The sequence below is a fragment of the Tundrisphaera macrotermitis genome (assembly GCF_051175315.1).
GTDB lineage: Bacteria > Planctomycetota > Planctomycetia > Isosphaerales > Isosphaeraceae > Tundrisphaera.
Window position 1 is genome coordinate 6,963,567 of the sequence record NZ_CP195100.1, and the last position, 12,116, is coordinate 6,975,682.

At 73.8% G+C, this 12,116-nt stretch carries 7 protein-coding genes; 1 reads left to right on the plus strand and 6 read right to left on the minus strand.

Translation table 11 applies throughout. The features are described 5' to 3' along the window. Positions 1 to 314 precede the first annotated feature (314 nt). The 4 genes from hpnH to TA3x_RS28190 all read right to left on the minus strand — a co-directional run bounded on the left by hpnH (position 315) and on the right by TA3x_RS28190 (position 5,993). Positions 315 to 1,319 (minus strand): adenosyl-hopene transferase HpnH, encoded by a 1,005-nt coding sequence (gene hpnH, locus TA3x_RS28175; RefSeq protein ID WP_435018007.1) that lies wholly within the window; start codon positions 1,317 to 1,319, stop codon positions 315 to 317. A 162-nt stretch (positions 1,320 to 1,481) separates the two neighbouring features. Further along, positions 1,482 to 2,870, minus strand: a complete 1,389-nt coding sequence (locus TA3x_RS28180; protein WP_435018008.1) for a M20/M25/M40 family metallo-hydrolase — start codon at positions 2,868 to 2,870, stop codon at positions 1,482 to 1,484. A 534-nt stretch (positions 2,871 to 3,404) separates the two neighbouring features. Then, positions 3,405 to 4,409: an N-acetylmuramoyl-L-alanine amidase gene (locus tag TA3x_RS28185; RefSeq protein ID WP_435018009.1), complete on the minus strand. Its 1,005-nt coding sequence runs from the start codon at positions 4,407 to 4,409 to the stop codon at positions 3,405 to 3,407. An 84-nt stretch (positions 4,410 to 4,493) separates the two neighbouring features. After that, on the minus strand, positions 4,494 to 5,993 hold the full coding sequence (locus TA3x_RS28190; RefSeq protein WP_435018010.1) for a DUF4214 domain-containing protein: 1,500 nt from the start codon (positions 5,991 to 5,993) through the stop codon (positions 4,494 to 4,496). 576 nt (positions 5,994 to 6,569) lie between these two features. Here TA3x_RS28190 and TA3x_RS28195 point away from each other — a divergent pair. Then, the gene (locus tag TA3x_RS28195) at positions 6,570 to 7,814 is read left to right on the plus strand and encodes a hypothetical protein (RefSeq protein WP_435018011.1); all 1,245 of its coding nucleotides are present in this window, start codon (positions 6,570 to 6,572) and stop codon (positions 7,812 to 7,814) included. 19 nt (positions 7,815 to 7,833) lie between these two features. Here TA3x_RS28195 and TA3x_RS28200 read toward each other — a convergent pair whose 3' ends face one another. Beyond that, entirely contained in the window at positions 7,834 to 11,493 is a 3,660-nt protein-coding gene (locus TA3x_RS28200) for a protein kinase domain-containing protein (RefSeq protein ID WP_435018012.1), read from the minus strand. Further along, entirely contained in the window at positions 11,490 to 12,092 is a 603-nt protein-coding gene (locus TA3x_RS28205) for an RNA polymerase sigma factor (protein ID WP_435018013.1), read from the minus strand. The genes TA3x_RS28200 and TA3x_RS28205 overlap by 4 nt, the downstream gene beginning before the upstream one ends. Between the last annotated feature and the right edge of the window lie 24 nt (positions 12,093 to 12,116).

Consider the following 12,116-nt stretch of genomic DNA (forward strand, 5'->3'; position numbering starts at 1 on the left):
GGTGGCAGGTTTCGCCCCGACCGGCACCATCGCTCCCAGGGATTCCCGTGGACCTCGGCCGCCCGACACCTTCCCGAACGAACCCAACCGACCGGGTCCCGCACGGCGACCCCGGACCGGCCTCGCACCGGGCGTCCCGCCCAAACGAACCCAGTCGAGGAGCGGCGATCCGACGCCACCCCCCTCGACAAAACGAACCCAACCCGGCGGCCGAGGCCCGACCATCTCGCCGAAACGAAGCCAATCACCGGATGGCGATCCGGGGCCGACCGTCTCGACGAAACGAACCCAACGCGCCGGCAGGTGCCGGGGGGTCAGACCCCGATCGACCAGGCGGCCAGCTTGAGGGTGCCGCCCAGGGTCTTCATCGCGTCGTTGACGGCGCTGTGCTCGAAACCGCTGTGCATCTTGCAGTTCTGGCAACGGCGATCCTGGCGGCTCTCCCAGTAGGCCCAGTCGGTCGTGGTCCAGAACTCGTTCCAGTCCTGGTGGTAGCCCTCGCCCTCGATCAGGTAGCACGGGGCCTTCCAGCCCTTGGGCGTGTAGTTGACCGTGGACCAGGGGGAGCAGGTCAGCTCGCGGAGCCCGGCGGCGAACTCCAGGAACGGCGGCGTGGCGCTGACCTTGTACTTGCGGGAGAACGCGCGGATCGCCCGGAACTTCTCGTGGATCTGGTCCTTGGTCAGGAAGATGTCCCGCTCGACGCTCTCGTACTCGTAGCCCGGCGAGATCAGGATGCCGTTGGCCTTCAACTCATCGACGAGCTTGCACAGTTCCTCGACCTCGGCCACGTCGGTCTGCTTGTAGACCGTGGTGTTCAGGAAGACGTGGTAGCCCAGCTCCTTGCCCTTCTTGATCGCGGCCACGGCCTTGTCGAACACGCCCTTGCGGTTGGTCACGTAGTCGTGGGTCTCGCGCATCCCGTCCAGATGGACCATGATGAACAGGCGGTCGCTGGGCGGGATCACGTTGTAGAGCTTCTCCTCCAGCTTCAGGGCGTTGGTGCAGACGATCACGTATTTGCCGCGATCGAACAGCCCCTGCAACAGCTCCTTCAGCTCGGGGTAGAGGGTCGGCTCCCCGCCGCACAGGTTGACGATCGGAGCCCCGCAGTCGTCGGCCGCCTTCAGGCAGGTCTCCACGGGCAGGCGATCGGCGAGCTTGCCGGTATAACGCTCGGTCGAGCAGCCCAGGCAGGCGAGGTTGCAGGTGTAGAGCGGTTCCAGCATCATCACCGTCGGGTACCGCTTCGTCCCGGAACGCTCCATGCGGGTCCGGTGGCGGGCCTGGGTCATCGTGAAACCGAGCGGGTAGCGCATCGCCGGGGGACTCCTTCCGATCGGACCGAACTTGTCGTAGCTGCGAAAGTACGGCCAAACGCGGGAGTTTGTCGAGGCCAGGATTCCCCGGCAAATCAAGGACGCATCCCTTGCCGGGAAGGCTGGGCAAGCTACGTCAAGGCTGCCGCCCGGCGGTGGGATTCAGCGGCCGGTCGGGGGCGGCGGGACCGGGAACGCGGGCAGGCTGGCGTTGCCGTCGCGGTCGATGGCCTGGACCGCGAAGAACAGGTCGTCCTTGGTCAGCCCCGGGATCGTGGCCTCGGTGACCAGGCCGAACTCGCGGGCCCGATCCCAGAATGGGAGGTGGGTGGCCCTCCAGACGACGCGATGGCCGGCGAGGTCGGGCTCCGCCCCCTGGGCCCAGGTGATCCGGGTGTCGTAGTCCTGGCGGGCCGATCCGAACCGCGCCTCGGCCGGCGGGGCCGGGGCCAGGGCGAGCCCGGCCAGCAGGCTGGCGTTGACCCGGGCCACGCGGGCGACGTAGGGGAAGTCGACCTCGTCGGGCACGTCGCCGTAGGCGATGCCGTCGCGGACCTCGACCTTCTGGTGCTGGCGGGCGAAGTCCTCGTGGGGCTCGGTCAGCCGGACGGCGGCGTACCCGCGCTCGTTGAACGGGATGTGGTCGCCGCCCCGGCCGTAGCGGTCGCGGCGGAAGACCAGCGTCACCTCGAAGTCGTCCTGATACAGCTCGGCCAGATCCTTGAGGTGGCGGGCCAGCTGCCGCGACGGGCCATCATTCTCCCCGCCCACCGAGCGGCGGAGCTTCGCCTGGGCCTCGGTCTCGGAGGACGGGACGCCCTCGGAGAAGACCCGAACCCGGCGGTTGTCGCGGGCCCCGGTGCCGCCCCGGGTGTTGCCCACGATGTCGTTGGTCAGCATCGCCTCGATCCGCCGGCCCTCGGTTTTGGCCTTCTCGGCCCAGTGGGTCGAGCCGAGCAAGCCTTGCTCCTCGCCCGGCACGGCCAGGAAAACCAGCGTGGCGTCGAAGTGATATTTCGACATGACCCGCGCCAGTTCCAGGACGACCGCCGTGCCCGAGGCGTCGTCGTTGGCCCCCGGCGCGTCGGCCTCGGCGTCGCTCAGGGGCTTCGGGATCGAGTCGTAATGGCCGCTCACCACCAGCCAGCGGTCGCGGGATTCGGGCTGGTCGCCGGGCAGGGTGGCCACCAGGTTAATCAGGGTCGTCGCCTTCGGCACCCGAGCCGCCGGGGGCTGGACGAACGCGTCCTCGGCCACCGCGAGCCGGCCGCCGGACTCCCTGGCGATCGCGTCGAGTTCCGCCCTGATCCACCGCCGGGCGGCGCCGATGCCCCGGGTCGGGTGGTCGGGGTCGGACAGGGTGTGGCGGGTGCCGAAGCCGGCCAGGGTGCGCACGGTCCGCTCGATCCGCTCGGCCGAGATCTCGGCCAAGATCGCCTCGATCCGCGGGTTCCGCCTCGGCCCGGCCAGCACCCGCTGCGCCTCGGCCCGGTCGGTCGTGATCCCCAGGATGCAGGCGCCGAACAGGGCGGCGATCGCGATTCGTCTCATGGCGGTTCGATCCCGGCGGGCCGGTCGGTCGGTGGTCTCCGGGCCAGGATACCGGACGCGGGCCGCGCCGTCCCGGGGGAGGCGTCGCGACGGATCGAATCGGGGGGCGAGATCCGCCCCCCTCTCTGGGATGGCTTTACGTCGGGGTCGCTGCCCCGGCACAGGCCGAGCAGGCGCGGACGGCCCGGACCGTCTCCCAACCCGTCCCGCCCGGGTCGTCGACCCAGACCAGCCGGCGTCTGGGTTTCCCGTTATGGCGGTCCATTTTCACCACCAGGTTGGCCCGGAAGCGCCGCGGATACTCGCGGATCCGACGCTCAAGGACCACCTCGCGACCTCGTTCTCCCGCCGCCGACTGCACGCCGCAGATGCCGCAGTGATACACGCATGACAGCCCATTGCGACTCGCTCCCGGGGGGGCTGATGTCCCGGAAGTCTCAGGAATCCGGCCCCCCGAAGTGGGGACGCCGGAGCTTGACCATAATCATCGGCCGAGCCGTCGGCAAGCCATCCCGGCCCGGAATCCGGAGATGTTCACCTCGCCATCAATGCCCGGGCGCCGTCGACCAGCCGGTCCCACTGGAAGGCGGGGCCGGGATCGACCTTGTTGCTCTGGACGTGGTAATGGCCGAGGATCCCCGCATAGCCGGAATACAGGTCGTCGGCGAGCTTGGCCGGCGCCACCGCGCCCTCGGGGGTGCGCGGGTAGTCGCAGCGGATCTTCGGGAACGTCCGGCAGAGGGCGGCGGTCAGCTTGATCAGGGACTCGTATTGCTGCGGGGTGAGGTCATACTGGGCCAGTTCCTCCCCCTGGACCCGGCCGACGACGGGCCGGTCGCGATCGGGCCGGAGCACCATCGATCGGGAGGCGGCGGGCAGGGCGGTCGGGTCGGGCAGGGTGATCCGGGTCTTCCCCCCGGCGTCGGGCTGATACCAGCGGGCGACCTTCGGCGAGCCGGCGGCGTCGGGCCGGAAGGTGCCGATGTTGGCGATCTCGATCCCGATCGACCGGCCGTTGGCCTTGGTGGCGTGCCAGGCGGCCTCCTTCAGGTCGAGCGTCTGGTAGATCGTGCCGTCGAGGTCGAGCATGAAGTGGACGCTCAGCCCGCGCTCGTCCTGCAGGACCTCGAAGCACTTCCGGCTCGTCCCGCAGGCGTCGAAGTGGAGGACGAACTGGTCGACCGCCTGCTGGAGCAGCGGCAGGTCCCAGCCCTCGGCTTGGGCCTTCTCCACCTGCTCGGCGGACAGCCCGGCCTTGCGCAGGCCGAACCGGGTGGCGGGCAGCCCGGACGGCTCGGCCTTCGCCTTGGCCTTCTCCGCGGCCGACTCCTCGGCCACCACCACGCGGCGGTCGACCCGGTAGGCGTCGTATCCGCCCGGGTCCAGCCAGGTGACGATCGGCGTGGTCGTGTGGATCAGCCGACCGCAGACGATCATCTCGTCCCCCCGGCGCGGGGCCGGGTCGCCGGGCTTCGGTTCCTGGGCGGACGAGGACGCGGCGGCGAGGAGGAGGCAAAGGCCGAGGTGGCGGGCGCGCATCGGTGTGGCTCGCGGGCGGGGTGGGGCGTGGCCTGGATCGAGGCCCCCACGTTAGCACGCGCGGGGGCGTCGACCAAGCCGCGGCTAGCCGGCGTCCTCGACCGCCCTCCGGGCGAACTCATCGCTGGCCAGGAGGCCCCGGGCCGCCACGATCGACCTCCGGGACGAACGGCCCAGGGCCGAGGCCCAGGCGGAGGCGGACGGGTCGGGGGCCCGGCGGAGGTACGTCCGATAGAGCCCCTCGATCGCCCGGTCGTGGGCCTCGTCCGAGTCGAGCACCTGGCCGACGATCGTCGCGCGATCGACCCCGGCGGCGAGCTGGGCCCGGATCGCCTCCAGGCCCGGCCCGTCCCCGGGCCGGCCGAGGATGTCCAGGTACAGGCCCCGGGCGAAGTCGTCGTCGCCCCGATGGGCCGACTGGTACTCGTCCGAGCCGAGGATCGCCGCTTCCACGTCCCCTTCCGCCGCCCCGGCCAGCAACGCATCGACCCAGGGGCGGGCACCCGGGTCGGCGGCCCGGCCGAGCAGGCCCAGGTACATCGATTCGACCTGCCGCTCGCGGTTCTCCTCGGACTGGAAGAACGCCTCGGCGACGTCGGTCCGGCCCCAGCCCCGGGCGATCCGATCGGTCCAGCCGGCGACCTCGGCGGCGCCGCCGGCCCGGCCCAGCACGTTCAGGTACAGCGACCGGACGTAGGCGGTGTCCGCGTCGGGGACGCCGGCCGGGTCATCCCGCAGCCCGATCGTCAGCGTGCCGTCTCGGATCATCCGGGCCTGCCCTGCGGCCTGGCCGTCGGAGAGGACGCGGATCGGGCGCCGGCGATTGCCCCAATCCTCCGGGAACGAGAATTTCCCGTCGGCGTCGGTGATCGAGGTCGGCTCGCCCGGGTCGAGCACGCCGTCCCCGTCGCCGTCCATGAACAGGACGCGGCCGGCCATCGCCGGCTCGCCCGGCGACCGCATGTTGTCGCCGTCGAGGTCCCGGTACAGGACGCCCTCGGCATGCCCGTAGAATCGCGCCTCGTAGCCCGGGGCCGTCTCGTACGAGAATTGGGAGACCAGGCCGGGCTCGCCCCCGGTCAGCTCGGGATGGGCGAGGTCGCGGAAGGCGATCGACTTGGGGCCGCCGGACGAGAATCCGACCGAGAAGAACGTCGTGCCGCCGGCCAGGCGGACGAGCTTCGGGTTGATCAGGAGCATGTCCCCTTCGAGGGTCATGCCGATGAAATCCTCGGTCTCGATGGCGATCAGGTCGCTGGTGCCGGCGGCCAGGTAGCCATTCGCGTCGTAGGCCGTCAGGGTGAATTCGACCGGGCCGCCGGGCTCGGCCTGCGGCGTCATGGTCAGCTCGATCCGGGTCGCCGGCCCGGCGATGATCCCGGGGGGCGGGGTGGCCGGGTGCGGGGCGAGGTCCGGCGGGGCGATCCGGAGCATGGCGGGCGGGGCGAGGTCCGGCGGGCTCGTCGGGGCGGCGGACATGAGCCGTCGCGCCTCCAGGGCCTCGACGTTGCGGGGACGGCCCCGGCCACGCGATGCCCGACCCCGGGGCGTCCGCCGCCCGATCCTCGTGATGCCCCAATCCATGGCGTGAATCTCCCGGTTGGCATCGGCCCGGCCTCGACTCCGCCGGGGGGACGCGGCCCGAGGCCCGTGCTCCCGCCGGCGACGCTGCCGCCCGATTCGAACAGTCCCTGTCCCGATCCTATCGGCAACGGCCCGAGGATCCGGACACCGGGCGCGGCGATTCCGAGTTTTTTTTCAAGAAATGGCCCCGAAAACGTTTAGGACAACCTCGCCGAGATCCGTGTCCGATCGGGCGTGGAAATCTCGAAGGATATGGCGGATGATGGCGCCTCGCGCCGACGTTCGTGACATCGGATGGTCATCAGGACAACACGGATGGCCATGGAAAGGCGGCCCGGCTCGGTGAGCGGCGATCGATCATCGTCTGAGACTGAACCCCGCCGGGCGAGGCGACCGGAGCGTCGCCGTCGGCCGACGCGGTTCGCGCCCGGGTCGACGTCCGGGCTGCCCGCCTGCGAGCCGCTGGAGGGCCGCCGGCTCCTCTCCGATTGGGGGATGATCGCGTTCCCGGCGGGAACCGATCCGGCCCCCATCCGGTTCGGCCCCGCCGCGCCGGGCCCCGTCGAGTTGAACCCGATGCCGGACCTGCTCCCGGCCGGGCGGGTCGACACCTACATCCTGCCGGCGACCAAGTTCTCGCCCGAGGCGCGGATCGAGTTGAAGTGGGGCGCGGGCGATGCGCCCGCCGCCGGCCACCTCGTCGTGAGCATCCCCGCCAAGGACGTCCTCGTCGAAGTGCCCCTGGAAGGTTTCCAGGCCGTCGAGGTCGGGATCAAGCTTCCGGCGACCACGGGCAAGGAGCCCGAGTGGCTGCACGTCAAGCTCGCGATCCACGCCGAGGAGGAAGCCGAGGACGGGGGCGATGCCGGGTCCTACGAATTCAGAGCCCGCTTCGAGCAGCACAGCCAACCCCAGAATATCTCCGTGCCCGGCGTCGAGATCCCGCCGCCACCGCCACCGCCTCCTCCGCTCCCCGAGTTGTACGGGGGAGGCCGGCTCCCGAAGGCGGAATCCCCGATCGAGACCACGCCGGTCTCGGGCGAGGGCACCGGCGGGTCGAGTCCTCCGCCAACCACGCCGCCCCCCCAGCCACCCACGCCGCCGCCCACCCAGCCGCCCACGCCGACGCCGCCCCAGGCCGGGGGACCCCCGACCGGGCCGTCGCCCGGGTGGGTCGACGGGATCCCGGTCGCCGATGGCTCGACCGCCGGCTTCGCGGGCGGGCCGGGCCGCGACATCGCGTCGCCCGCCGCGACGGGGTGGGGCCCCCCATCCGCCGTCGGGCCCCTGCCGTTCGGCCCGTCGACCGAGGACGCGGGGATCTTCGGCCGGGCCGCCGGCCGGTCCGCCACCCCGGCCCTCCTGACGATCGACTACGGTGCGACCGGCCCGACGCGGCCGACCGCGGCCTCCTCGCCCGGGGGGACGGCGATCGAAATCCAGGCCCGACCTCGGGCCCGGGTGGTCGTGCGGGCCGAGCCGAGGCGGATCGCCGTCCGGCCCCGGCCGCCGGCCCCCGACATCGCCGAGGAAGAAGGGATGGGGGAACTGGCCGCGACCGGCGTCGCCTTCCTCCCCCCGATCGCCGCCGTGGCCGAACTCCCCCCGACCCCCGCCGAGGCATCGCCGGCGCCCCCGGCCCGCGAGGAGGCCCCGACCCGGCGGCCCCGGCTGGTGGCGATCCTGACGGTCGCCTTCGTCGCCTCGTCCGGGATGTTCCTCAAGATCGCCCGGCGCGGCCGGGAGTCGGCCCGATCGCCCCGCCGGCCCGGGTCCTGGACGACCCGGCGCGTCGTCCCGGAAACCACGATCCTGTCCTGATCGGCGACCGGGCCCGAAGTTATCCGAGGCCGGGGCGAGGCCGCTCCTCGGCCAGCCGACGCACCAGGGCGAGGACCCGTCCCACACGGCCCGGCCGGGCGGGCAGGCAGGCCGCATAGCCCAGAGCGACCCGGCCGAGCAGGGGCGAACCCGGCTCGACGGTGGACGCGGCGGACTCCAGCGCCACCACCGCCCGCTCCCACTGCCCGAGCGACCGCCGGGCGGCGGCCAGCCCCAGCGCGGCCCGGGCGTCGAACGGGTCCGCCTCGACGAGGGCGGACCAGAGGTCCGCGGCCTCGGCGTGCCGGCCCAGCGCCGCCAGCGCCCGGGCCATGTCGGCCCCTTCGGCCGAGTCCGATCCCCGCGCGGCGGCCGCGGCCAGGTCGGACAGCCCCCCGGCCGCGTCCCCCTGCGCGACCCGGATCGACCCGTGCAGCTCCATCAGGTCGGGCGCGTCCGGCTCGATCGCCAGGCCCCCCGCGATGGCGGACAGGGCCAGGTCGGCCCGGCCGGCCCGGCGGGCGATCCGCGCCAGGGCAAGCCGGGCGTCGACGCAGCCGGGGGCCTCGGCGACACGGCGTTCCGCCAGGGCCAGCGCCCCCGCGTGGTCCCCGGCCGCACTCAGGAGGACGGCCCGCGTCGGGTCGGCGTCCCGGCCGTCGCCGAGCCGGCCGGCCGCCTCGCGGAGGGACTGCCGCAGGGCCGGGCCGCCGAAGGGGAAGCCGTCGAAGGCGTCGGGCCGATCGGGCCACGGGTCGAGGTCGCGGCCCAGGGCCACCCGGGCCCGGTCGCGGAGCCGGGCGTGGTGCGGGTTCGGATCCAGGCGGGCGGCGAGCGTGGCGGCTTCCTCGGCCCGCTCGGCCCGGCCCTCGGCCAGCCAGGCCATCGCCCGGTCGGCCAGGTAGGGGGCGCGGAGCGGGGCCGGGGTCGATGCGATCAGGGCGTCGAGGTCCGGCCCGGCCAGGTCCGGCCGCCCGAGGCGGAGGGCGAGCCGGGCCCGGCCCCACCGCGACCGGCGGTCGTCCGGGTCGGCGGACACCAGTTCGTCGTAGATCGCGCGGGCCCGCCCGGGCCGGCCGGAGTCGGCCTCCAGCCGCGCCAGGTCGCGCCGGGCCTCGCGGGCGACCTCGCCGGCCGGGTCGCCGGCCAGGGCCGCGGCGTAGTCGGCCCGGGCGGCGCGGAACCGGCCGAGCCGCTGGCCGGTCCGGCCCATCTCCAGCCGGACCCGGGCGGCATCGATCGGGGCGCGGCAGGCCCGGAGCGCCTCGGCCAGGTCGGCCACGGCCGAGGCCCATTCTCCCCGCCGGGCCGACACCACGGCCCGGTTCTTCCAGGCCCAGGGGACGTCGGGCCGCAGCGCGATCGCGGTGCCGTAGGCGGTCAGGGCGCGGTCGTCGCGGCCGGCCCGGGCCCACTCGTAGGCCAGGGCGAAGTGGTGCCAGTAGTTCCCGGGCTCTCGCCGGGCGGCGCGTTCGAGCCAGGCCAGCGACTGATCCCGGTCCGGGCCCAGCTTCCCGAGGAGATACCAGCGGAAGCAGCCGGCGGCGGGGACATCGTCGGACGGGTCGGGCAGGATTGGGCCGGCCGGGCCTGCCCCCCCCCGCCCGGCCCACCAGTCATGGAGGGCGATCCAGGGACCGGGCTGGCCGGTGAAGCCCAGCGCCCGGCGGCAATACGCCTTGGCCACGCCGTCGGGCCCGGCCCCCCCCGCCGCGCCGGGCCGGCCCAGGGCGACGGCCACGACCCAGGAGAACAGGAGGTCGTCCGCCTCGCGGAGCAGCCGGGCGCGGCGCCCCTCGTCGAGGAGCCGGACCGCCGGCGTCTGTGCCCAGTCGTCGGCCCCCAGGATGCCGAACGGCCGGAGCGAGTCGGCCAGGTCCCGCGACGCGTCGGCCTGGTCGCCGACGAAGCCGAGCAGGGCGAACCGCAGCGACTCGGCCCGGTCGAAGAAGCGATCGGCCCGGCGCCGGGCCTGGCGGGCGGCCTCGGCGGACTCGCGGCCCCGCTCGGCCCGGTCGCGGAGGGCGGCGAGTTCCGGGTGGCCCTCGGCCCGGGCGATCGCCGCGATGTATTGCCCGATCGCCGTCGGCAGGTCGCCCGCGGCCTCCGATTGCTCCGCGTCGCGGATCTCCTCCCGGACCTCGGCCTCCAGGCGGAGCGACCGCGCCTGGTCCTGGAACCGGGCGGCGACGGCGGCCGGCACGGCCACCGCCAGCGGGACGGCGATCGCCAGGTGGAGGGCGTGCCGGCGGAGCCACCGCGCCGCGCGGGGCGGCCAGGGCTCGCGGGCGAAGGCCAACGGGGCGTCGTCGGCGACGGCCTGGAGGTCGGCCGCCAGGTCGCTCGCCGAGGCATAGCGGTCCTCGCGCGACGATTCCAGGCAGCGGCGGATCACGGCGACCAGGGCCGGGGGCACCCCGTCGGCGGCGGCGGCCCGGGCGATCCGGCCCCGGGGCCCGTCGGCGTCGGGCCGGCCCGGCGAAGGGGGCGTCCCCTCCGCCTGCATCGGCTCCAGCATCTCCAGCAGGACCATGCCCAGGGAGTAGATGTCGGCCCGGTGGTCGATCCCCCGGCCGCTGCCCAGGGTCATGGCCTGGTAATGCTCCGGGGCCATGTAGGCGATCGTCCCGCCCAGCGTCGCGGAGCCCTGGCCGTCCCTCCAGGACTCGTAGGCCAGGTTGAAGTCGAGCAGCATCGGGGTGCCGTCCGACGCGATCAGGATGTTGGATGGCTTGATGTCGCGGTGGAGCACGCCGAGGTCGTGGGCATGGTGGAGCGCCTCGGCCATCCGGGCCCCCCACCAGGCGATGGCCCGGGGGTAGGGCCGCCGGGCCAGCGCCGCCCGCGCCGCCTGGTGGCCGACGGCGGGCCCGTCGGCCGGGTCGAGCCGGTCCAGGGCCGCGAGCAGGTCCTGGCCCGCCCTCGGGGCGCCCAGGGCGGGCTCCTCCAGCAGGCGGGCCAGGGTCGCGCGGCCGTAGTACGGCATGCACAGGAGGTGGAAGCCGGTCGCCGGGTCGGTCCGGTAGGAATAGACCGGGACGATGTGGGTGTGCTGGAGCCGGGCCAGGGTCTGCGGCTCGCGCGACCCGACCCGCGTGACCTTCAGGGCCACGGGCCGGTCGGCCAATTGTCGCTCGCGGGCCAGGAAGACCCGGGCGAACGAGCCCCGGCCCAGCTCGTCCTCCAGCAGGTAGCCGTCGATGGTCTGGCCGGTCCTCGGGAACGCGACGGGCCCGGCCGGCGACTCGTAGGGGAGCGTGCTGGGCCGCGAGGCGATCAGGTCGTGGATCTCGAACAGCTCGCGGAGCCGCTCGGCGTGCTCGGGGTATCGCCCGAGGTACTCGGACTGGTCGGCCCGCTCGCCGGCCTCGGCCCGCAGGCAGTATTCCTCGTAGAGCAGGGCCACGAACATCTCGCCGGTCAGGTCCGGGACGTGGTCCTGATACCACTCCGCCCGGGCCGGCTGCCCGTCCCCGCGTCGGAGGGCCATGTCGGCCCGGAGCACCGCCAGCAGGGCGCCGGCCGGGGCGGCCGAGTCGCCGTCGGCCCAGAAGCGGTGGGGGTCCGGTCGGCGGCCGGGGGGGGAGTCCTTCCAGAGGGCCTGGTACTCCCGCGCGAGGTCGGCGGCGTGGGGGCTGTCCGACTCCTCCCAGACGCGCCCGAACCGGGCCGAGATCATCGCCCGCCCTCCTCGCCCTCGACGAGCCCCGAGCGGTGGCGGAGGTCTTCCAGGACCCGCCGCACGGTCCGCTCGCTGATCCCCAGCTTCTCGCCGATCTCTCGGGTCGACAGCCCCTGGACCCGCAGCTCCAGCACGGCGCGGCGGTCCTCCGGCACGAGGTTCATGAGCCGGAGGAACTCCTCGCGGGCCTCGACGATCTCGCTGGGCGAGTCCTCGCCGCCGACCACCGTGCCCGCCGAATACAGGGGCTCTTCCAGGCTCATGTCGGCCTTCTGGCTGGCGGCCCGCCGGTACTCGTCGATCACCTTGTTCCGGGCCGCCCGGGCCAGGAAGGCCACCAGCGACCGGGGCTCGTCCATCTCGACCGGGTCGGCGGCCATCCTCCGGAAGAAGCTCCCCCAGACGCTCTGGAGGAAGTCCATCGAATCGAACCGCGACCGGAGCATCCGGGGCAGTTGGCGGCGCACCACCAGGCGGACCTGCGCCTCGTAGCGGCGGGTCAGCTCGTAGGCGGCGGAGTCGTCGCCGGCCCGGATCCGGGCGAGCAGCGACGAGAGCGAGTGTTCGGCCCGGTCGGCCGATTCCGGAAGTCCCATCCCAAAAAGCCCCTGACCAAGTCC